Source organism: Paracoccus sp. PARArs4, assembly GCF_947311865.1.
GTDB lineage: Bacteria > Pseudomonadota > Alphaproteobacteria > Rhodobacterales > Rhodobacteraceae > Paracoccus > Paracoccus zeaxanthinifaciens.
Map to the genome: position 1 here is coordinate 41584 of NZ_CAMZMW010000012.1, position 21920 is coordinate 63503.

20 protein-coding genes are annotated in these 21920 nt (G+C 68.1%); 12 read left to right on the forward strand and 8 right to left on the reverse strand.

What is annotated here, in order from left to right; all coding sequences use genetic code 11:
* Positions 1-11 precede the first annotated feature (11 nt).
* Both QMZ16_RS11200 and QMZ16_RS11205 read right to left on the reverse strand, forming a co-directional pair.
* Positions 12-1418: an ATP-binding protein gene (locus QMZ16_RS11200; protein WP_282603318.1), complete on the reverse strand. Its 1407-nt coding sequence runs from the start codon at positions 1416-1418 to the stop codon at positions 12-14.
* Positions 1411-2115 (reverse strand): response regulator transcription factor, encoded by a 705-nt coding sequence (locus QMZ16_RS11205; RefSeq protein WP_022708082.1) that lies wholly within the window; start codon positions 2113-2115, stop codon positions 1411-1413. Before QMZ16_RS11205 ends, QMZ16_RS11200 begins: the two co-directional genes overlap by 8 nt.
* A 186-nt stretch (positions 2116-2301) precedes the next feature.
* Between QMZ16_RS11205 and QMZ16_RS11210 the strand changes: the two genes are divergently transcribed.
* From QMZ16_RS11210 to QMZ16_RS11240, 7 genes are all read left to right on the forward strand, one after another.
* Positions 2302-3537, forward strand: coding sequence for an ABC transporter substrate-binding protein (locus QMZ16_RS11210; protein WP_282603319.1), 1236 nt, complete (start codon positions 2302-2304; stop codon positions 3535-3537).
* A 71-nt stretch (positions 3538-3608) separates the two neighbouring features.
* Positions 3609-4481, forward strand: a complete 873-nt coding sequence (locus QMZ16_RS11215; protein ID WP_090732106.1) for a sugar ABC transporter permease — start codon at positions 3609-3611, stop codon at positions 4479-4481.
* A complete protein-coding gene (locus tag QMZ16_RS11220; RefSeq protein WP_022708085.1) occupies positions 4471-5325 on the forward strand; it encodes a carbohydrate ABC transporter permease in 855 nt (284 codons plus the stop codon). Before QMZ16_RS11215 ends, QMZ16_RS11220 begins: the two co-directional genes overlap by 11 nt.
* A 4-nt stretch (positions 5326-5329) precedes the next feature.
* On the forward strand, positions 5330-6436 hold the full coding sequence (gene ugpC / locus QMZ16_RS11225; protein ID WP_282603320.1) for a sn-glycerol-3-phosphate ABC transporter ATP-binding protein UgpC: 1107 nt from the start codon (positions 5330-5332) through the stop codon (positions 6434-6436).
* A 13-nt stretch (positions 6437-6449) separates the two neighbouring features.
* Entirely contained in the window at positions 6450-7376 is a 927-nt protein-coding gene (locus QMZ16_RS11230; protein ID WP_022708087.1) for a glucokinase, read from the forward strand.
* Positions 7377-7475: 99 nt separating this feature from the next.
* Positions 7476-9332, forward strand: a complete 1857-nt coding sequence (locus tag QMZ16_RS11235) for an autotransporter assembly complex family protein (protein WP_282603321.1) — start codon at positions 7476-7478, stop codon at positions 9330-9332.
* Positions 9332-13807 (forward strand): translocation/assembly module TamB domain-containing protein, encoded by a 4476-nt coding sequence (locus QMZ16_RS11240; protein WP_282603322.1) that lies wholly within the window; start codon positions 9332-9334, stop codon positions 13805-13807. The genes QMZ16_RS11235 and QMZ16_RS11240 overlap by 1 nt, the downstream gene beginning before the upstream one ends.
* A 9-nt stretch (positions 13808-13816) precedes the next feature.
* Here QMZ16_RS11240 and QMZ16_RS11245 read toward each other — a convergent pair whose 3' ends face one another.
* Positions 13817-15394 carry a PAS domain-containing protein gene (locus QMZ16_RS11245; protein WP_282603323.1) on the reverse strand — a complete coding sequence of 526 codons (1578 nt, stop codon included), beginning with the start codon at positions 15392-15394 and terminating at the stop codon, positions 13817-13819.
* A 65-nt stretch (positions 15395-15459) separates the two neighbouring features.
* Positions 15460-16779, reverse strand: a complete 1320-nt coding sequence (locus tag QMZ16_RS11250) for an ActS/PrrB/RegB family redox-sensitive histidine kinase (RefSeq protein ID WP_282603324.1) — start codon at positions 16777-16779, stop codon at positions 15460-15462.
* A 93-nt stretch (positions 16780-16872) separates the two neighbouring features.
* Between QMZ16_RS11250 and QMZ16_RS11255 the strand changes: the two genes are divergently transcribed.
* From QMZ16_RS11255 to QMZ16_RS11265, 3 genes are all read left to right on the forward strand, one after another.
* Entirely contained in the window at positions 16873-17499 is a 627-nt protein-coding gene (locus QMZ16_RS11255) for an SCO family protein (RefSeq protein WP_282603325.1), read from the forward strand.
* Positions 17500-17575: 76 nt separating this feature from the next.
* Positions 17576-18127, forward strand: a complete 552-nt coding sequence (locus QMZ16_RS11260) for an ActR/PrrA/RegA family redox response regulator transcription factor (RefSeq protein WP_022708093.1) — start codon at positions 17576-17578, stop codon at positions 18125-18127.
* Between the two features lie 95 nt (positions 18128-18222).
* Positions 18223-18537 carry an H-NS histone family protein gene (locus QMZ16_RS11265; RefSeq protein ID WP_022708094.1) on the forward strand — a complete coding sequence of 105 codons (315 nt, stop codon included), beginning with the start codon at positions 18223-18225 and terminating at the stop codon, positions 18535-18537.
* Positions 18538-18567: 30 nt separating this feature from the next.
* Here QMZ16_RS11265 and QMZ16_RS11270 read toward each other — a convergent pair whose 3' ends face one another.
* From QMZ16_RS11270 to QMZ16_RS11280, 3 genes are read right to left on the reverse strand one after another with little or no spacing between them, the layout of a single operon-like run.
* The gene (locus QMZ16_RS11270; protein WP_282603326.1) at positions 18568-19179 is read right to left on the reverse strand and encodes an HD family hydrolase; all 612 of its coding nucleotides are present in this window, start codon (positions 19177-19179) and stop codon (positions 18568-18570) included.
* A 3-nt stretch (positions 19180-19182) separates the two neighbouring features.
* Entirely contained in the window at positions 19183-19701 is a 519-nt protein-coding gene (secB, locus tag QMZ16_RS11275; RefSeq protein WP_282603327.1) for a protein-export chaperone SecB, read from the reverse strand.
* Between the two features lie 59 nt (positions 19702-19760).
* Positions 19761-20306 carry an FxsA family protein gene (locus QMZ16_RS11280; RefSeq protein WP_282603328.1) on the reverse strand — a complete coding sequence of 182 codons (546 nt, stop codon included), beginning with the start codon at positions 20304-20306 and terminating at the stop codon, positions 19761-19763.
* Positions 20307-20411: 105 nt separating this feature from the next.
* Here QMZ16_RS11280 and QMZ16_RS11285 point away from each other — a divergent pair, with 105 nt between their 5' ends.
* A complete protein-coding gene (locus QMZ16_RS11285; protein WP_282603329.1) occupies positions 20412-21074 on the forward strand; it encodes a Tim44/TimA family putative adaptor protein in 663 nt (220 codons plus the stop codon).
* A complete protein-coding gene (locus QMZ16_RS11290) occupies positions 21074-21661 on the forward strand; it encodes a Smr/MutS family protein (RefSeq protein WP_282603330.1) in 588 nt (195 codons plus the stop codon). Before QMZ16_RS11285 ends, QMZ16_RS11290 begins: the two co-directional genes overlap by 1 nt.
* Positions 21662-21672: 11 nt before the next feature.
* Here QMZ16_RS11290 and QMZ16_RS11295 read toward each other — a convergent pair whose 3' ends face one another.
* Positions 21673-21849, reverse strand: coding sequence for a PLDc N-terminal domain-containing protein (locus tag QMZ16_RS11295; RefSeq protein WP_022708100.1), 177 nt, complete (start codon positions 21847-21849; stop codon positions 21673-21675).
* Between the last annotated feature and the right edge of the window lie 71 nt (positions 21850-21920).

Here is a 21920-nt window from a genome sequence, read left to right on the forward strand (position 1 = left end):
CGCGGCGCCCCTCAGGCCCACCGCCGCGCAAGGGTCAGGCGGGCCCGCAATCCGTCGGGCTCGTTGGCGAATTCCAGCGTCCCGCCATGCTGCGCCGCGATGGTCGAGACGATGGCCAGACCCAGCCCCACGCCGGGCTTGCCGACGGTATTCTCGCCCCGCTGGAAGGCGCCCGTCAGGCGGGCCATGTCGGCCTCGGTCAGGCGCGCGCCGCGGTCGGTCACGTCGATCCAGGCGCGATCCGCATTGGCATCCACGGTGACGGCGGCCTCTCGTCCGTATTTCAGCGCGTTGTCGATCAGGTTCGACAGCGCGCGGCGCAGCGACGTGGGCTGCCCGCGCATCAGCACCACCTGCCGTTCGGGCGCGTCCCGCGAGGTCACGCGCGAGAACAGCGTCCCCGCCTGCGTCGGATGGGGCGGCGCATCGCGCAGCGTCACGCCCATGCCGACATCCTGGTAATCGGCCACCACCGCCTCGACCAGCGATACCAGCGAGATGCGGCGGAAGGGCTCGGCCCCGATCTCGGCGCGGGTATAGGTCAGCGCGCCGTCGATCATGGTCGTCATCTCGTCGATGTCGCGTTCCAGCCGCCCGCGCAGGTCGTCATCCCCGATCAGGGCCGCGCGCAGGCGCAGGCGGGTCGCGGGCGTGCCCAGGTCGTGGCTGATGCCCGACAGGACCATCGCGCGGTTTTCAAGCGCCGCGCGGTCATGGGCGACATAGGCGTTCACGGCCTCGGCGGTCTGGCGCAGCTCCTCGACCCCGCCGACGGGCAGGTCGGCATTGCGTGCGCGGTGATCGCGCAGCGCGGCGGCAAAGCCCGCGAAGGCGCCCGACACCTCTGCCACCCAGCCCAGCAGCAGGCCCAGCACGCCGATGCCGATGGCCGCCGCCAGCAGGCGACGGTCGGCGGGGGCCGCATCGCATCCCCAGACGGTCGCGCCCTCGACCCGGACCCAGTCGGCATCGTCGCGCTGGATGAACAGCTGCGGGTCGCTGCAGAAGCGGGCCATCGCGCGGGTCAGCGATGCCAGCCCCGCCGCCTGCGATCCGCCGCCCAGGCTCTGGACCTCGGCCACGGGGTACCGGATGTCGGGCGACATGATCCGCACGCCCAGCCGTTCGCCCTGCGTCAGGTCGGGCCGTCCGCCGCCGGTCAGCGTGATGCGCGTCTCGCGCCAGCCGGGGGGCAGGACGGGTTCGGCGCGCATCTGCACGAGGCCCAGGCCCGGGGGCAGGCCGCCCGCATTCTCCAGCGCGTCGTGCAGCGCAAGACCCGCGACATAAGCGCGATCCAGATGCGCGTTCCAGGCGGCGACGCTGGACATCCACAGCCAGGCCGAGGCGGCCCCCGCCAGCATGGCCGCGACGATCCAGACGCCCGCCAGCTGGCGCAGGCTGGCACGCCTAGCCATCCTGCCGCGCCACCTCGGCCGCCATGACATAGCCGGTGCCGCGTTCGGTGCGGATCAGGGCGGGGTCGGTCTTCTGGCGCAACCGGCCGACCAGCATGTCGATGGCCCGTCCCTCGGCGGCGTCGCCGTCGTCCAGCGCGGCGGCGATCTCCTCTCGGGTCAGGGGGATGCGCGGATTGGCCAGGAACACTCGCAGCAGGGCCAGTTCCCGCGATGACAGCGCGACCTGCCAGCCGCCCGGGGCCGTCACCTCGTCGCGCCTTGCGTCATAGCTCCAGCCCGCGAAGCCGATCACGCCGTCGCGGCGGCGATGGACCAGGCTGGGAACGCGCCCCGCACGGCGCAGCACCGCCCGGATGCGGGCCAGCAGCAGGTCGGGGTTGAAGGGCTTGGCGATATAGTCGTCGGCGCCCACCTCGTAGCCCGCCATGCGCTGGTGATCCGCCGACAGGGCCGAGACCATGATGATCGGCACGTCCTGCTGGTCCCGGATTTCGGCGCACAGCGCCACGCCGTCGTCGGGGCCCAGGGACACGTCCAGAAGGATCAGGTCCACCCGCGCCCCCTTCAGCGCGGCCAGCGCCCCCGCGCGGTCATGCGCCTGCGTGACGTGGAAGCCCTGCCGCTGCAGATAGGCGGCCAGCATCGCGGCCATCTCGGCGTCGTCCTCGACCAGAAGCAGGCGTTGCAGGGTCATGCGGGTCCTCCTGCCACGGGGCTTAGCATCCCGCGCGGCGCTTCGTAACAGTTTGTAACACCTGCGCCCGAAATCTGCCTGTTGCATGGCTGTCCTGCGTTGAACGCATGGCAGGCGATCGGGCATGATCGGATCACCGAAGCGGACCCGATTCCGTCTCGACAAGATCTGGGAGGATCCATGCACATGAAATCCGTTCTGGCGGCCTCGACCGCCGTGATGCTGGCCGCACCGGCCATGGCCGAACCGCAGGCCGAGGTTCTGCACTGGTGGACTTCGGGCGGCGAGGCGAAATCCGTCGCCGTCCTGCAGGAACAGTTCGGCGCCGAGGGCGGCACCTGGACCGACATGCCCGTCGCGGGCGGCGGCGGCGATGCCGCGATGACCGCGCTGCGCGCCCGCGTGCTGGCCGGCAACGCGCCGACCGCCGTGCAGCTGAAGGGCCCCGCCATCCAGGAATGGTACGAGGAGACCGGCCTTGCCGATATCGGCGCCGTCGCCGAGGAGAACGGCTGGGCCGACGTCCTGCCCGAACAGATCGCCGAGCACATGAAGTGCGAGGGCGAATGGTGCGCCGCACCCGTGAACGTGCACCGCGTCAACTGGATCTGGGGCAACAAGCAGATCCTGGACGAGCACGGCATCGAGATGCCGACCACCTGGGACGAATTCAACGCCGCAGCCGAAAAGCTGCAGGCGGCGGGCGTCACGCCGCTGGCCCATGGCGGCCAGTCCTGGCAGGACGCGACCGTCTTCGAGGCGGTCGTGCTGGGCCTTGGCGGCCCCGAGTTCTATCAGCAGGCGCTGGTCGACCTGGACCCCGAGGCGCTGACCTCGGACACGATGAAGCAGGCCTTCGACGAGATGCGGACCATCCGCGGCTATGTCGATGACAACTTCTCGGGCCGCGACTGGAACCTGGCCACCGCCATGGTCATGAACGGCGAGGCCGCCTTCCAGATCATGGGTGACTGGGCCAAGGGCGAATTCCTGGCCGCCGGCAAGGAGCCGGGCGCCGATTTCGTCTGCGCCCCCACCCCGGGCGAGGGCTTCCTCTACAATGTCGACAGCTTCGCCTTCTTCGAGGTCGACGGCCAGGACAAGCAGGACGGCCAGGCACTGCTGGCCAAGCTGATCATGGGCCCCGACTTCCAGAAGACGTTCAACCTCAACAAGGGCTCGATCCCGGCGCGCACCGACGTGGCCCTGGACGAGTTCGACGATTGCGCCATGCAGTCGAACAAGGACATGAACGAGGATGCGGCCGACGGTTCGCTGCTGCCCAGCTATGCCCATGGCATGGCCCTGCGCGGCGCACCCGCAGGCGCGATCACCGATGTCGTGACCGCGCATTTCAACAGCGACATGTCGTCGGAAGACGCGGTCCAGCAACTGGCCGACGCCGTCGCGAACGCGATGTGATCGAAGGCTGAACGCCCCGCGCCCCGACTTGCGGTCAGGGCGCGGGGTTTTTCTTTGAAGGGTTATCCGGAATGGAATGGCTTGAACGCAACGTGCCCAAGCTTGTCTTGGCGCCGTCCTTCGTGGCGATCCTGATCTTCGTCTACGGCTTCATCGCCTGGACCGCTTGGATCAGCCTGACGAAATCGCGCCTGATGCCGAAATACGAGATCGACGGCTTCGGGCAATTCGAACGCCTGTTCGCGGCCCCGCGCTGGGACGTGGCGATGAACAACCTGTTCATCTTCGGCGGCCTGTTCATCGTGATCTCGATGGTGATCGGCCTGCTGCTGGCGATCTTCCTCGACCAGAGGATCCGGGCCGAGGGCGTCCTGCGCACGGTCTATCTGTACCCGATGGCGCTGTCCTTGATCGTGACGGGCACCGCGTGGAAATGGATCCTGAACCCGGGTCTGGGCATCCAGGAGACCGTCCGCGGCTGGGGCTTCGAGAGCTTCACCTTCGACTGGCTGATCAAGCCCGAGATGGCGATCTATACCGTCGTGCTGGCCGCCGTGTGGCAGGCCTCGGGCTTCGTGATGGCGCTGTTCCTTGCGGGCCTGCGGTCCGTCGATACCGAGATCATCCGCGCAGCCCAGGTGGACGGCATCCCGAACCACCGCATCTATTCCGCGATCATCATTCCGACGATGGCGCCGATCTTCCTGTCGGCCTTCATCGTGCTGGCGCACCTGGCGATCAAGGCCTTCGACCTTGTCATCGCGCTGACCAATGGCGGCCCCGGCTACTCGACCGACCTGCCCGCGACCTACATGTACGCGATGGCGTTCTCGCGCGGGGATCTGGGCCAGGCGGCGTCCAGCGCCATGGTCATGATGGGCGTCATCTTCGCGATCGTCGTTCCCTATCTCTACAGTGAATTGAGGCCGCGCCGTGACCACTAACACCCTGCTTCGCTGGGGCCTCTATGCGGTCCTGATCCTGTTCGCGGCCTTCTACCTGATGCCGCTGTTCGTGATGCTGACGACCTCGCTGAAGTCGCTGGAGGAGATCCGCACCGGCGGGCTCCTGTCCCTGCCGCGAGAGATCACCTTCGCCCCCTGGGCCGAGGCCTGGTCCACCGCCTGCGCCGGCACCCAGTGCGAGGGGCTGCGCCCGTTCTTCTGGAACAGCGTGCTGATGGCCGTGCCCGCGGTCGCCATTTCCACGGTGGTGGGCGCCCTGAACGGATATGTCTTCGCGCAATGGCAGTTCCGCGGTGCGAACCTGTTCTTCGCGGCGATCCTGTTCGGCTGCTTCATCCCCTTCCAGGTCGTGCTGCTGCCGATGGCGCAGGCGCTCGGTTTCCTGGGGCTGGCAGGCAGCATTCCGGGGCTGATCTTCGTGCACGTGATCTACGGGATCGGCTTCACCACGCTGTTCTTCCGCAACTACTATGTCACCATTCCGCAGGAACTGGTGCGGGCGGCCAAGGTCGACGGCGCGGGCTTCTTCCGCATCTTCTTCGCGATCTTCCTGCCGATCTCGCTGCCGATCATCACCGTCTCGGTCATCTGGCAGTTCACCCAGATCTGGAACGACTTCCTGTTCGGGGTCAGCTTCAGCGGTCCGGGCAGCCAGCCCGTCACCGTCGCGCTGAACAACATCGTCAATTCGACCACCGGCGTCAAAGCCTACAACGTGGACATGGCCGCCGCGATCATCGCCGCCCTGCCCACGCTTCTGGTTTACGTCGTCGCTGGCAAATACTTCATCCGCGGCCTGACCGCCGGCTCCGTGAAAGGGTGATCCCATGCCGATCCTCGAAATCGACCACCTGCAGAAATCCTATGGCGAGACGCAGATCCTGCACGACATCAACATCAGCATCGAGGAAGGCGACTTCCTGGTGCTGGTGGGCCCGTCGGGCTGCGGCAAGTCCACGCTGCTGAACTGCATCGCGGGCCTCGAACCCATCACCGGGGGCGACATCAGCATCGCGGGGCGCAACGTGACGGGCGTGTCGCCCAAGGACCGCGACATCGCGATGGTGTTCCAGTCCTACGCGCTGTACCCGACCATGTCGGTCGCCAAGAACATCACCTTCGGCATGAAGGTGCGCGGCGTGGACAAGGCCACGCAGGACGCCAAGCTGAAACAGGTCGCGGCCCAGCTGCAGATCGAACAGCTGCTGAACCGCAAGCCGGGCCAGCTGTCGGGCGGCCAGCGCCAGCGCGTCGCGATGGGCCGGGCCCTTGTGCGCGATCCGCGGCTGTTCCTGTTCGACGAGCCGCTGTCGAACCTGGACGCGAAGCTGCGCGTCAGCATGCGGACCGAGATCAAGAAGCTGCACCAGGACCTGAACGCGTCCATCGTCTATGTCACCCATGACCAGATCGAGGCGATGACGCTGGCCACCAAGATCGTCGTCATGAAGGGCGGCGTGATCCAGCAGATCGGGACGCCCGCGGAAATCTACAACCGCCCGGCCAACATGTTCGTGGCCGATTTCATGGGCAGCCCGGCGATGAACCTGATCCCGGCCCGCGCGCGCGCGGATGCGGGCACCACCCGGATCGAGATCGACCGCCCCGGCGCAGCCCCCCTGGTCATCACCGATCCGGTGGCCCGCGACCTGCCCGCCGACATCGTCCTGGGCGTCCGCCCCGAGGATATCCACGAGGCGACCGAAGGCGCGCATCTGCCGGGCAATGCCCAACGCGCGGATGGCGACGTGCTGATCGACATCGTCGAACCCGCGGGCGCGGACACCTTCGCGGTCGCCCAGCTGGGCGGCAAGCCGGTGACGGCGCGTCTTCGGGCCGAAAGCCCGGTTCAGGCGCGTCAGCCGTTTCCGCTGGCATTCGACCTCTCGAAAGTGTCCTACTTCTCGCCTAAGGATGGCCAGAGGCTGAACTGAGCGGGGTAGACGGATGGCGATGCTTCTTGGCGATGTGGGGGGGACCAACGCGCGGCTTGCGATCGCGCGGAACGGTCTGATCGATGCGGCGACGGTCACGCGCTTTCGCGGGGACGACTTCGCCAGCTTCGACGACGTGGTGCGCCAGTTCATGGCGGAACAGCACCAGCCCAACATCTCGGCCATGTGCATCGCCGTCGCGGGCCCGGTCAGCGGCGGACGCGCGCGGCTGACCAACCGCGACTGGTCCTTTGACGAGAACGAGCTGGCGCGCCTGACCGATGCGGATCACGTGCGCCTGATCAACGACCTGACCGCGCTCGGCTATGCCACGCCCGCCCTGCGGGGCAGCGGCATCGCCGTCCTGCGCGAGGCGCCCGAGGATCGCGCCCGCAACGGCCAGGGCCTTGTCGTGGGCTTGGGCACCGGCTTCAACGTCTGCGCCGTGCGGGTCCTGCCCGGCGGCGCGATTACCGCGCTGGAGGCCGAGGAGGGGCATACCCACCTTCCCGCCAACATCATGGCCCGCCTGGTCGAGCGCGTGGGGCCCGAGGCCGCGGCTGGCTTCTTCTCGACCGAGGAGACCTTCGCGGGTCGCGGCCTGTCGCGCCTGCACGCTGCGATGACCGGAACCGAGCCGGTGCGCAGCGAAGAGGTCGCCCGCGCCGCCGAGGCCGGCGATGCCGCCGCGATCGAGACCTACGAGTTCTTCACCGAGCTGGTCGGCCTTCTGTGCCGCGAACTGTCCCTGCGGTTCATGCCGCTGGAGGGGCTGTTCCTTGCGGGCAGCGTCGGGCGCAGCATCGCGGACCGGATGGACCGCTTCACCCCGGCCTTCCTGTCGCAGGCGCATATGGGCCACATCCCGGCCAACACGCCGGTCAACCTGATCCTGGACGACATGGCCGCGCTTCACGGCTGCCTTGCCGCACTGGGCTGAACCCTGCCGCGAACCGTTCGGTTCGCAACAATTGCTGGACCCCGAGGCCCCAAGCTGGTTTGATCGGCGCAAGCCAGAATACGAGCAGGGGCAGGTTCGATGCGCGCATATGTGACGGCGATGCTGGTCGCCACCACGGCCATTTCGGGCGGGGGGATCGCTTGGGCGCAGTCCTCCTCGCCGTTTTCGGGATTGTTCTCGCGGGACGACCCGACCGAGGGGCCGGTCGATCTGGACATCACGGTCGAGGGCGGCAACGACACGCTGGCCACGCGCATCCGGCAGACCTCGCTGATCGCGGGCGCCCTGTCCGAGGATCGCACCACCGGCCAGGACGTGCTGGCGGCGGCGCGGGGCGATTACGCGCGCATCCTGGGCGTGCTCTATGACAACGGCTTCTACGACGCCGAGGTCAGCATCACGCTGGACGGGCAGGAGGCCGCCGAGGTCGCCCTGCTGGACGCGCCCGATGCCGTCAGTCGCGCCCATGTGGTCGTGACCCCCGGCCCGGAATTCACCTTCGCCCGCGCCGACCTTGCCCCCGTCGCCCCCGAATCCGAGATCCCGCCCGAATTCGCCGTGGGCGAGACCGCGGGCACCGGCGTCATGCGCCGCGCCGCACTGGCCGGGGTCGAGGGCTGGCGCAATTACGGCCATGCCAAGGCCGATGTCGCGTCCCAGTCCATCACCGCCAATCACGACGCGCGGCAGGTCGATACCCGGATCGGGCTGGACCCCGGCCCCGCCGTGTCCTTCGGCCGCCTGAACGTCAGCGGCAACCGCCGCCTGTCCGAACGCCGCCTGCGCAAGATCGCGGGCTTCCCCGAGGGAGAGCGCTTCGACCCCGAGGAGCTGTCCGACGTCCGCAAGCGCCTGCGCCGCTCGGGGGTCTTCTCGGCCATCACGCTCGAGGAATCCGAGACGCTGAATCCCGATGACAGCATGGATGTGGACCTGACCGTGATCGAACAGAAGACCCGCCGCCTGGGCGCGGGCTTCGAGGTGTCGAACACCGACGGCATCCTCGTCTCGGGCTACTGGATGCATCGCAACCTGTTCGGCGGAGGAGAGCGCCTGCGCATCGACGCCGAGGTGAAGGATATCGGGTCCGACAGCAGCGGCCGCGACGACAGCTACAGCATCCGCATCGACCGTCCCGCCACGCTGACGCCCGACACGACCGGTTTCGTCGAATTCGAGGCCGACCAGATCCGCGAGGAGGATTACGACGAGGATGTCGCGACGCTCGGCTTCGGGTTCAACCACATCTTCAGCGACGAGCTGACCGCCGACATCGCGCTGCAATACCAGTTCTCGCGCGCCTATGACGACGACCTGGAACGCGACTTCAAGGTGCTGGCCCTGCCCGCCGGCGTCACCTGGGACAAGCGCGACGACCAGAACAACGCCAAGAACGGCTTCTGGCTGCAGGGCGACGCCACGCCCTTCTACGGGTTCGAGGATACCGACAGCGGCCTGCGCGCCCTGGGCGAGGGGCGGGCCTATTACAGCTTCGGCGACGACCGCTTCACGCTGGCGGGTCGCGCGCGCCTCGGCTCGATCCTGGGGGCCAAGATCGAGAACACGCCGCGCAACTACCTGTTCTTCTCGGGCGGGGGGGGCACCGTGCGCGGGCATCCCTACGAATCCCTGGGCGTCGAGGTGATCGAGGGCAGCGACGGCGCGATCAAGACCGGCGGCATGTCCACCGCGACCGCCACCGCCGAGTTCCGCTTCCAGGTCCGCGAGAAGATCGGGCTGGTGGCCTTTGCCGATTACGGGCGCGTCTGGTCCGAGGGGGCCTTCGACGGCGCGTCGGGCGAACATGTCGGCGCCGGGGTCGGCGTGCGCTACGACACGCCGGTCGGGCCGCTGCGCTTCGACGTGGCGGGACCGGTCAGCGGCGATACCGCCAATGGCGTTCAACTCTATCTCGGGCTGGGGCAGGCATTCTGATGCGCAGGTTCCTCATCATCACCGCCGTCACCATGCTGCCGCTGGCCGTGCTGGCGCAGGACATCGCCGAGATCGCGGCATCGGAATCCGACGACAAGGGGTTCCTGACGCGGCTTCTGGAAAAGAACCTGTCGGGCGAGGGTCGGCAGATCACCATCATCGGCTTCGAGGGCGCGCTGTCCTCGCGCGCGACCTTCGACGAGATCCGCATCGCCGACGAGGACGGCGCCTGGCTGACGCTGAAGGACGGCGCGATCCAGTGGAACCGCTCGGCCCTGCTGCGCCGCCGCGTCGAGATCGCCGAGCTGTCGGCATCCGAGATCGACCTGCCCCGCCTGCCCGGCGGCGAGAAGGACGAGGTTCAGGCCGAGGCCACCCCCTTCGCCCTGCCCGAGCTGCCCGTGTCGCTGAACATCGAGGAGATCCGCGCCGATCGCGTCCGCCTGGGCGAGCCGGTGATGGGCGTCGCGGCCTCGTTGAAGGTGGCGGGCAATCTTGGCCTTGCCGGGGGCGAGGGCGATGCCGACCTGACCATCGACCGCCTGGACGGCCCGCGCGGCCAGTTCGTGCTGGACGCGGGATACTCGAACGAGACCGAGGTACTGCGCCTGAACTTGGGCCTGGACGAGGCCGAGGACGGGATCCTGGCGAACCTCGTGGGCATCCACGACCGCCCTGCCCTTGCCGCGCAGATCAGCGGCGAAGGCGCGCTGAGCGATTTCGCCGCCGACATCCGCCTGTCCAGCGATGGCCAGCCCCGCATCACCGGCCGCGTCAGCGCCACCGGCACCACCGATGACACTGGCGCCACGGGCACCGGCTTCGACATGCGGATCGGCGGCGACATCGCGGCGCTGCTGCCGCCCGACGACCGCGCCTTCTTCGGGCGGGACACGCAGCTGGTCGCGCAGGGCTTCCGCGCCGATACGGGCCGCCTGTCGATCCCGGAACTGGACCTGCGCACCAGCGCGCTGCATGTCGAAGGCCAGCTGGCGACGAACGACCAGTCCGCGCCCGAACGCGCGCTGCTGACCGTCACCCTGGGCAAGGATGCCGGCGCGACCGAGCTGCCCGTGGCCCTGCCCATGGCGGGCGAGAACGCGACCGTGGAATCGGGGCGGCTGCTTCTGGATTACGACGCCGCGCAGGGCGAGGGCTGGACGCTGTCCGGCAATATCGGCCAGCTGGACACGGGCTCGGTCCGCATGGGCGACCTGAACCTGAACGGCGCGGGCGAGGTGCTGCTGGATGGCGGTGCCCTGACCGACGTGACCGGCGCGCTGGAGTTCGCGGCCGAGGACATGGGCTTTGTCGATCCCGGCCTGACCGAAGCCATCGGCACCGCCATCACCGGCCGCGCCGATTTCGACTTTGCCCCCGGCAATGCGCTGGATATCCGCGACGTGACGCTTGAAGGCGCCGATTTCGGGCTGGACGGCGATTTCCTGGTCGCGGGGCTGGATAGCGGCATCACCCTGACCGCCGACGCGACGGCACGCTATGGCGATCTGGCCCGCATCTCGACGCTGGCGGGACGCCCCATGAGCGGCGCTGCCGATGCCAGCCTCCGCGGGTATTACACCCTGCTGACCGACGGTTTCGACATCCAGGCCAGCATCGCGGGCGATGACATCACGCTGGACCAGCCGCAGCTGGACGGGCTGCTGCGCGGGCGTTCGACCATCGACCTGGATGCCCGCCGCGACGAGACCGGCACCACGCTGGACGCGCTGGCGATCCGCGCACAGGGTCTGACGGCGGATGCCTCGGGGACGATCAGTTCCGATGCCAGCGATGTGACCGCCCGGATCGAGGCCCCCTCGCTGGCGCAGGCGGACGAGACGATGGGCGGTTCGCTGGACGTGACCGCCCGCGTGACCGGCCCCAACGACGCGCGCAAGCTGTCGCTGGACGGGCAGGCCGTCGATCTGCGCCTGGGCATCGAGATGCTGGACAAGCTGATGGCGGGCCGCACCGACCTGACCGCCGAGGCGGTGCAGTCCGACGACAGCTATGTCCTGCAGGGCTTCCAGGTGTCGAACCCGCAATTCGCCGCGGATGCGCAGGGCAGCTTCGCGCCCGGCGATCTGGACGCCGAAATGGACCTGTCGCTGACCGATCTGGGCCGCCTTCAGGACGGCTGGTCGGGCGGGCTGGACGCGAATGCCACCCTGTCCGAGGATGACGGCACCCGCAGCATCCGGCTGACGGGCACGGGGCAGGACCTGTCGCTCGGGACCGGGCCGGATGCGCTGACGGGCACCACGCGCCTGCTGGTCGAGGCGACCGAGAAGGACGGCGTGCTGACCATCTCGGACGGGCGGGTCAGCAACGACCAGCTGCGCGCGGTCGTGTCGGGCGTTCTGGGCCAGGGCGTCACCGATCTGGGCGGCGATGTCGAGATCGCCTCGCTCGCGCCCTTCGGCCAGGGCTGGCAGGGCAGCGTCACCGCCAGCGGCACCTTTGCCGAGGCCGGTGACGGCATCCGCAGGCTGAGCGTGGACGGCACGGGCCGCGACCTGTCCTTCGGGCAGGCGCAGGTCGATGGCGCGCTGGCGGGCGAGACCCGCCTGCGCGTCGCCGGGACCGAACAGGACGGCGTCTTCAGCATCGAGACCGCGCAGGTGGAAAACCCCCGGCTTCAGGTCGAGGCGGATGGACGCGTGGGCGGCGGCGAAACCGATGTCACCGCGGATCTGCGCGCCAGCGACCTGCGCTTTCTGGGCGGCGGCTTCGGCGGATCGGTCAATGCGCAGCTGGGCCTGACCGAGACCGCCGATGGTCGCAGCATCACAGCGAACGGCACCGCCAATGGGTTGCGCATCGGGCAGGAAAAGGCCGATGCCGTGCTGGCGGGCCAGACGAGCTTCGACCTTGCGGCATCGCAGGGTGCGGGCGGCGTGACCGTCCAGCGGCTGGATCTGCGCAATCCGCAGGTCAGCCTGGTCGCCAGCGGATCGCCCGCCGCGGGGATCGACCTGGACGGGAGGCTGGCGAACCTGGAGCTGCTGGTTCCGAACTTCGCGGGGCCGGTGACGCTGGACGGCGTGGTGCGCGAACAGGGCGCGACCTATGCGCTGGACCTGGACGCGACGGCGCCCGGCGACACGCGGCTGGCCATCACGGGGACCGCGGCCAAGGACGGCTCGGACCTGGATATCGGCATCGACGGCCGCTCCAGCGCGACGCTGGCCAACATGGTCATGCGCACGCGGAACTTCGCGGGGCCGCTGGACATCGCGCTGCGCATCGACGGGCCGCCCGCGCTGCAATCGCTTGGCGGCCAGATCCGCCTGTCGGATGGCCAGATGGTCGATCCGGGGCTGGGGCTTCGGCTGCAGAACATGGACTTCACCATGGGCTTCCGGGGCGGCATCGTCGATATCGACGGGCTTGTGGACGTGGCCGCCGGCGGCCAGATGCGCATGAGCGGGCCCTTCGACATCACGCGCAACACGCTGGATCTGGGCATCGGGCTGCGGCAGGTGAAGCTGCGCGATCCCAATCTCTACGAGACGCTGGTGGATGGCGACATCACGATCGCGGGCAATCTTGCCGCCGGGCCGCTGGTCTCGGGGCAGATCGACCTGCTGCAGACCGAGTTCCGCATCCCCTCGACGGGGCTGGGCGGGGCGACCGCCATTCCCGACATCAACCATGTGGGCAGCCAGCGGCCGCCGGTCCGGGCCACCCGTGCGCGCGCCGGCCTCGAGGGGTACCCCAGCCGCGCCGCATCCGAGGCGGGTCTTGGCGGTCCGCCCGCGACGCCGCCCGCCAATCCGCCGCGCCTGGACCTGGTCATCAACGCGCAGAACCAGGTCTTCGTGCGCGGTCGGGGCGTCGATGCCGAGATGGGCGGCGGCTTCCGCATCCAGGGCACCTCGCGCAACGTGGTGCCGATCGGGAACCTGGAGCTGATCCGGGGCCGGGTCGATCTGCTGGGCAACCGGTTCGACCTGACCGAGGGCCTGGTCGAACTGCAGGGCAGCCTGATCCCCGTGATCCGCCTTGTCGCCGAGACGGATCGCGACGGGATCACCACCCGCATCATCATCGACGGCGAGGTCCGCGATCCCGAGATCACGTTCGAATCCTCGCCCGAGCTGCCGCAGGAAGAGGTGCTGTCGCAGCTGCTGTTCGGGCGCGGGCTGGACAATATCAGCCCGCTGCAGGCGGCACAGCTGGCCAATGCCATCGCGGTGCTGGCCGGGCGCGGGGGCGACGGGATCATCGGCAGCCTGCGCGAAAGCGCGGGGCTGGACGATCTGGACCTGACGACGGATGACGACGGGAACGTGCAGGTCCGCGCCGGACGCTACATCTCCGAGAACGTCTATACCGATGTCGCGGTGGACGCGGACGGGACCAGCACGATCAACCTGAACCTGGACCTGACCAATTCGCTGCGCGCGCGCGGCTCGGTCGGCAGCGACGGGACCAGCAGCGTGGGCGTCTTCTTCGAGAGGGATTACTGAGGCCGCGCCTCAGTAATCGCCCACGGCCTCGAACAGTTCGGCCCGGCCCGGAACGGGCTGGGCCGCCACCGCGCGGAAACGCAGCATCGCGCGGTCGCCCGACAGCGGGGTCAGCGTCCAACCCAGCAGCCGGTCGCCCGGCCCCGCCATCGCCCCGCTGAGGGGGCGGTCCTCGAAGGCCCGTCCCAGGGCGTCGCGCAGGGCCGCAAGCGCGGGTCCGGCGCCGATGCGGGCCTCCCACGCCGATATGGTCGCGCACAGCGTCTCCTCACCCTCGCCCCAGATCGCGCGGTAGGCCTCGTTGTGCAGGATGATCTGGCCGTGGCTGTCAAAGACCAGCAGCGCATCCTCGAGCCCGTCCAGAACGGTGGTGCCCAGAAGAAGATCGGCGCGGAACTTGCGGGTCAGCGTCATCTCCTTGGTGATGTTCTCGAACAGGAAGGCGACGGCGCCGTCGGGATGGGGCCTGCCCGTCACGCGATAGGTCTGGCCGCTTGGCAGGGACCATGTCTCGACATGGTGGCCGGTGGCCGCGGCGCTTTCCAGGTTGGCCATGTGCTGACGCCAGCTGCGATAATCCTTGGGCTCGGGCACCATCCGCAATTCGCGCAGCTGGTCGAGGAAATCGAACAGCGTCGGGCGCGCGGTCAGGAAGCCCGCGGGCAGGCGCGTCAGGTCGATCAGCGCGGGGTTGAACAGCTGCAGGTTCCGGCGCTGGTCGAAGATCGCAAGGCCGATGGGAAGGTCGGCGAAGGTCTTGGTCAGCGTCTGCAGGAAGTCGCGCATGCTGCGTTCGGCGCGCACCGCGGCATCGGCGGGCAGTGCGAACATCATGGTCTGATCGCCGGTGCGGTGGCTGTGGACATCGTACCAGGACACCTGCCCGTGTTCCTCGAGCGCGGCGCGGCGCGTGGCGGTGCCCGCCCCCGGCACCGGGCGCGGCGATTCCAGCAGGCGCGGCAGCGTCCAGCCAAGCGCGCCGTGATGGCGGTTCTCGGCGCGGCGCAGATAGGCGGCATTGGCCCAGGTGATCCTGTCCTGCGCATCCTGGCGCCAGATCAGCATGGGGGTCTGGTCCAGCGCGGTGCGCAGCAGGCCCAGCTCCTCCTCCATCGCCTGCAACGACATGCTGTCCACGACGATGCCCGCATGTTCGGCCTGCGGATCGCACAGGGTGATGCGGGCGACGCCCTCGCCCATATCCTCGGCCAGAAGCCGAAGGGTCGCGGCGCCCTGCCCCTCGCCGCCGCGCAGGTCCAACCGGCCCAGCCGCGCAAGCTGCTGCATCTGTTCGCCGGCCTCGGGGATGCGCGGGCCGATCCAGCGCATCAGGCGGCCCCAGTCGTCGTCGGGCGGCCCGATCCGGTCCAGAAGCGCGCGCGCGGGTGCGGTCGCATCGACCAGCGTGCCGTCGCGGAACAGGAAGACCATCGGCTGGATCGGCGCATCGAGGCTGGCCGACATGCCCGACCTGCCCCCGCCCGAGATGCGGCGGTCGATCAGCCGGACGCCAAGCACCCCCAGCACCACCGAGGCAGAACCGCAGAGCACCGCAGCACCCAAGACCATCGCGCCGTCCGCAAACATGTCGACATCCCCATTGACCGCCCCGACAGGCTTAGACGGGTTTAGCTTAACAACTGGTTAAGGCGCTATGTCTCGATCTGCGGATTATGGGCCAGGGCGGCACGATCCTCGCTGCGGATGCGGTCCAGGGGCCAGCGCACGGTGACGATCGCCCCCGGCCCGCCATTCGCGAAGCTGAGCCGCGCGCCGCTGCGTTCCAGCAGCGTCTTGGCGATGAACAGCCCCAGGCCCATCCCCTCGTAATTGCCGCGCTGCGCCTCGGAGCGGCGGCTGAGATAGGGGTCGCCGATCCGCGACAGAAGCTGCGGCGGAAAGCCCGGCCCGTCATCGCGGATCGTCACCCCGAGCGTGCTGCCCGTGGCATAGCCGTCGATGACGACGCGGGTTTCCGCGAAATCGACCGCGTTCTGGATCAGGTTGCGCAGGGCGTGGATGATGGCGGGATCGCGGTGGATGACGGGGCCGGTCGCGTTGATCTCGACCACGGGGCCGCGATCGGCATGGGGGCCTGCGGCATCCTCGAGGACGGCGCCAAGCGGGGCTGCGCGCATGTGCAGGTCGTCCTTGCCCGCGCGGCCCATGCTGCGCAGGATCGCGGCGCAGCGGTCGGCGCTGTCGCGAAGCGCGATGGCGTCAGCCTTCAGCTCGGGGCGGTCGGCCAGCTCGTCGGCCAGCTCGCCCGCGATCAGCTTGATGGTCGCAAGGGGGGTGCCCATCTCGTGGGCGGCCGCGGCCACGACGCCGCCCAGGTGCTGCAGCCGCTGTTCGCGCGACAGGGCCATCTGCGTGGCGAACAGCGCGTTCGACGTGTCCGACAGCTCTCCGGTGACGCGGTGGGCATAGCCCGCGAAGAAGACCACCCCGATCACCAGCGCGACCCAGTGGCCAAGCGCCAGGATCGGCTCCATCCGCAGGATCTGCCCGTCGGGCGCGGTCAGCGGATGCGCGAAGATCGCCGCGACCGAGATCAGCGCCACCGTCGCAAGGCCAAGGGCGATCACCTGCCGCGCGCTGAGCGAGGCCGCGGCGATGGTCACGGGCGCCAGCACCAGCAGCGCGAAGGGGTTGGCCATGCCGCCCGTCAGCGCCATCAGCGTCGAGATCTGCACCAGGTCGAAGCTGAGCTGGCTGACCGCCCGCCCCGGCGAGGTGCGCTTGGGCGGGTGCAGGAACAGCCAGACGTTCATCGTCACCGAACAGGCCACGAGGAACAGCACCGGTGCCTTGACGAAGCCGATGCCCATGATCCATGCCACGACGACCGCCGCCATCTGGCCGCCGATGGCGAACCAGCGCAGCAGGACCAGCGTGCGGATGCGGATGGGCTCGGCCTTGTGGGTCTCGGTCGGATCGACCGGAAGGCCAGACTGGTCTTGGAATTCCATCGCCATCCCCGGCTGCGACATAGGGCGCCTTGATACCCAAGCCCCCCTTTGCGATCAATGCGCCCGAATGACACGCGACAAAAGGGGGCCACGATGGCCGATCGCAGGATTATGCTGGCGGCCGCAGTGGCCTCGGGGCTGCTGCTGGTTGCGGGGGGCGCCTATCTTGCGGCCCGCGATGACGGGGTCGATTACGCGCAATGCCGCAGCAGCAATGTCGCGGGCGGGATGGAAAGCTTCGGCACCGAATTCACGCTGACCGATACCGAAGGGCAGCGCGTCACGCAGGACCAGGTGTTCGACAAGCCCAGCCTGCTTTACTTCGGGTATACCTTCTGCCCGGATGTCTGCCCGCTGGATACCGCCCGTAACGCCGAGGCCGTGGCCCAGCTGAACGAGGCCGGCGTCGATGTGCAGAACGTCTTCGTCACCGTCGATCCCCGGCGCGACACCCCCGAGGTGCTGGCCGATTTCACCAGCCTGTTCCCCGGGCAGATGGTCGGCCTGACCGGAAGCGACGACGAGATCGCGGCCGTGAACAAGGGCTGGCGCAACTATTACAAGGCGCATGACGAAGAGGACGACCAGTATTACCTGGTCGATCACATGACCAACACCTACCTGGTGCTGCCCGAAGCGGGCACGGTGGATTATTTCCCGCGCGACGCCTCGCCCGAGAAACTGGTCGAGACCGTCGGGTGTTTCCTGAACGCCGGATAAGGCATTTCGTCGCAGCGGTTTGCATCCGAAACGTGCAATCGCCAGATCAAGAAAAACAACCGGGAGAGAATATCCGATGACCGATATGAATATTCAAATAGGCGCGGACCCGTCATTGCTGCTTGTCGATGACGACGAGATATTCCTGAACCGGTTGGCCCGCGCGATGGAGAAACGGGGTTTCCAGGTGGAAACCTCGCCCACGGTTGCGGGCGCGCTGAAGGGCATCGAGACGCGCGCGCCCGCCTATGCCGTCATCGACCTGCGGCTGGAGGACGGCAACGGCCTGGACGTGGTCGAGGCGCTGCGCGAGCGCCGTCAGGACGCGCGGATCATCGTCTTGACCGGATACGGGGCCATCGCCACTGCCGTCGCTGCCGTGAAAATGGGCGCGACGGATTACCTGGCCAAACCGGCGGATGCGAATGACGTGACGGCCGCGCTTTTGTCCAGCGGTGAATTGCTGCCGCCCCCGCCCGAGAACCCCATGTCCGCCGATCGCGTCAAATGGGAACATATTCAGCGCGTATATGAACAATGCGACCGAAACGTTTCCGAAACGGCGCGCCGTCTTCACATGCATCGCCGCACGCTTCAGCGTATTCTTGCCAAGAGGGGGCCAAGATAACCTTTTGGTTACCAAGGGGATACAATTGATCGCTTGATGGCATAATAAATTTGTTTATATTCGGGTTATCAATCCAAGTAATAAAAGCAGATGAAATGACCATCGATCTGGAAAAAATGTCGCTGAAGGACATGCGTGATCTGCGTTCGAAGCTGGACCGGGCGATCAATTCCTACGAGGAACGCCGCCGCCGCGAGGCGCTGGTGGCGGTCGAGGAAGCGGCCCGCGAATACGGCTTCAACCTGTCGGACCTGACCACGGGCAAGCCCAAGCGCGCGGGCACCGTGCCGCCGAAATACGCAAATCCGCAGGATCCGACCATGACCTGGACGGGCCGTGGCCGCAAACCCCGTTGGGTGGTCGAGAACCTCGACAACGGGAAGCAGCTGGAAGACCTGCTGATCGGATAAGAAAAGGGGGCCGCGCGATGCGGCCCCTTCTCATTTGCGCGCGGCGTCGATCAGGTCGATCAGCTGCGCGAAACGCGCAAGATAGGCCTGCCGCGTCTGGGCGGGCGGTCGCAGCGCGATCTCCAGCCCCGGCAGGCGATGCGCCTCGGGGATGGGGAACAGGCGCCGCGCCTCGGTTTCCGAAAAGCCCGCGATCGAAACGGCCTCCAGCCGGGCCGAGACGCGATCGGCATCCTTGATGCGCTTCTTGATCGTGGCGGGCAATTGCGCGGGCAGGCCGAAGCGCTGGTGGATCACCGCCGTCAGGCGTTGGTCCATCAGCCGGTAATCCGGCCCCAACGCGGCCTTCACCGGCGAGATCATGTCGCCGATGACATATTCCGGCGCATCATGCAGCAGCGCCCCCAGCCGCCAGCGCGGATCGCATTCGGGATGCATCCGCGCGAATATCTCCTCGACCAGCAGCGAATGCTCGGCCACGGAATAGGGCCAGTCGCCCTGCGTCTGCCCGTTCCACCGCGCGACGAAGGCAAGCCCGTGGGCGATGTCCCCGATCTCGATATCGACGGGGGTGGGATCCAGCAGGTCGAGCCTGCGCCCGGACAGCATCCGCTGCCAGGCGCGGGCGGGGCGTGCCGCCATGGATCAGGACAGCTTCTGGTCCGCGGGCGCCTGTTCCGCCTGGCCCTGCTGGGCGCGACGGGCCAGTTCCTGGCGGTAAAGCGCCACGAAATCGACCGGGTCCATGTTGAAGGGCGGGAAGCCGCCGTCGCGCACCAGGTCCGAGATGATGCGGCGCACATAGGGGAACAGCAGGCGCGGGCATTCGATCATCAGGAATGGATGCAGCTGTTCCTGCGGCACGCCCTCGATGTTGAAGACGCCGGCATAGTCCAGCTCGGCGATGAACAGCGTCGTGCCGTCACCCTTGTTCTTCGAGGTCACGCGGAACTTGGTGATGACCTCGTACTGGTTCTCGGACCCGCGCTTGCGGGCGTCCATGCTGACCTGGACCGAGACCTCGGGGGCCAGCTCGCCCTGCGGCGCGCCCTTCTGCGCGACGCCGTTCTCGAAGGACAGGTCGCGGATATACTGCGCCAGGATGTTCATGCGCATCTGCGGCTGAGCGGCTGCGCCGTTCGCTTGGGTGTCTTCTTCGGCCATTCTCGTCCCTCGGGTTTTCCTTGTTTCGCGGTGATTAGTAGCAGCAGCCCCGCCCTGCCTCAATGCCGCGTCCAGCCGGACCGTCCCGGACCGCGCCCGCCGCTGTCGTCGTCCAGTTCCGGCGGCAGGTCCACCGGTGCGCGCGGGTCGTCGGGCGCGACGGTATAGTCGCCGTCGATCACGCCTTCGTCATCGCCCGCGCGATAGGGGGCGTTCGGGTTGCGGCCCATCGTCGCGGAATGCATCTGGAAGCTGCTGACCTTCACGCGGGACGCAAGCTGGCGCATCAGCCCCTCGCGGATGCCCGGGACCAGCAGCAGCATGCCGATTGTGTCGGTGAAGAAACCCGGCGTCAGCAGCAGCATGCCCGCGACCAGGATCATCACGCCATGCGCCAGGGGGCGCGTCGGATCGCGCATTTCCCCGAAACTGCGCTGGATTTCCAGCCATGCCTGCGCGCCCTGGCTGCGCATCAGCGCGGTGCCGACGATGGCGGTCAGGACCACGATGGCAAGCGTGGGCCACAGCTCGATCAGGCCGCCGACCTGGATGAAAAGACCGATCTCGATGATCGGGACCAGCAGGAAAAGCCAGAACAGCTTCATGTGCACTCCTTCTTGATCCGGCGCGGCAACTGGACTTGCACCGGGGCCATGCTTACATAATGGCTGAACGTCCAAAGACCAATGACACCGACCAGAGGGTGCACGATGTCCAACCCGATTCTCCAGCTGCTTGTCCTTGCAGGGATCGCGATCTTCGTGATGCTTCGCCTGAAAAACGTGCTGGGAACGCGCGACGGGTTCGAACCCCCCAAGGTCGAGAACCCTGCCCCCGACAGCGGGCCCGCCCGCTTCGAGGTGATCGAGGGCAGCGCCCAGGAACAGGATCACGACATCCTGGACCATGTCGATGCCGGCAGCCCCGCCGCCACCGCGCTGGCGCAGATGAAGCAGGCCGAGCCCGATTTCGCCGTGGGCGAGTTCCTGGGCGGCGCGCGCCAGGCCTACGAGATGATCCTGATGGCCTTCGAACGCGGCGACATCTCCGAGGTGCGCCCCTTCCTGGCGCCCCCCGTGGCCGAGGCCTTCCAATCCGTCATCGACCAGCGCGAGGCTGCGGGCCAGACCGTCGAGGCGCAGTACCTGGGCACGCGCGAGACCACGCTTGCCGGGGCCGAGTTCGACCGCACCACCGGCGAGGCCGAGGTCTCGGTCCGCTTCCTGGCGGAACTGATCGTCGCCACCCGCGACGCCGACGGCAACGTGGTCGAGGGCGATCCCAAGGCGTCGCGCAAGCAGAAGGACACCTGGACCTTCGCGCGGGCCATGGGCAGCGACGATCCGAACTGGCAGCTTGTCGCGACGGGCTGATGCGCCGTCGCCGCAAGCTTCTGTCCGACGAGGATCGCGAGCTGTGGTCGCGCGTGGCCGAAAGCGCGCAGCCCATGCATCCGCGCCGGAACACCCCTCTGCCGCCCGACCCCGATCCGGTCGAGGCGGCATCGTCGCGTCCCGTTCCCCCGAAGCCCCTGCCCGCCTTTCGCGTCGGACAATCCGCGCTGCCCGCCAAGCCGGTCGTTCAGCGCAGCCCCTCGCCGGCCGAACGGCTGGCGCAATCGGGCCTGCGCATGGATGCCAAGACGCATCGCAAGATGACGCAGGGCAAGCTGAAGCCCGAGGCCCGGCTGGACCTGCACGGCATGACGCTGGCCGCCGCGCATCCCGAGCTGATCCAGTTCATCCTGTCATGTCATGCGGGGGGGCTGCGGCTGGTCCTGGTGATCACGGGCAAGGGCCGTGGCGATCACGGCCCCCTGCCCACGCGCCCCGGCGCGCTGCGCCACCAGGTGCCGCACTGGCTGCACACCGCGCCCCTGGGGCTGGTGGTGCAGCAGGTCAGCGCCGCGCATTTCAGGCATGGCGGCGAAGGCGCGTATTACGTCTATCTGAGACGCTGATCCGAAGCCGATCAGGAATATTTCGCCTTGGGCCCGGCGAAATACCAGATGATCAGGCCGATGACCGGCAGGATCGCGATCAGCAGGATCCAGATGATCTTGGTCTTGTTGGATTCGTTGGTGTTGATCACCGAGGCGATCGCCCAGACGTCCAGCGCGAAGATGACGATGCTGAAAAGCCAACCCATGTCCTGTCCCCTTGTTCGAAGCGTTTCGACAAGGGGCGAACCCCGGCTGGGCGGCCGGGGTTCCCTTGCGC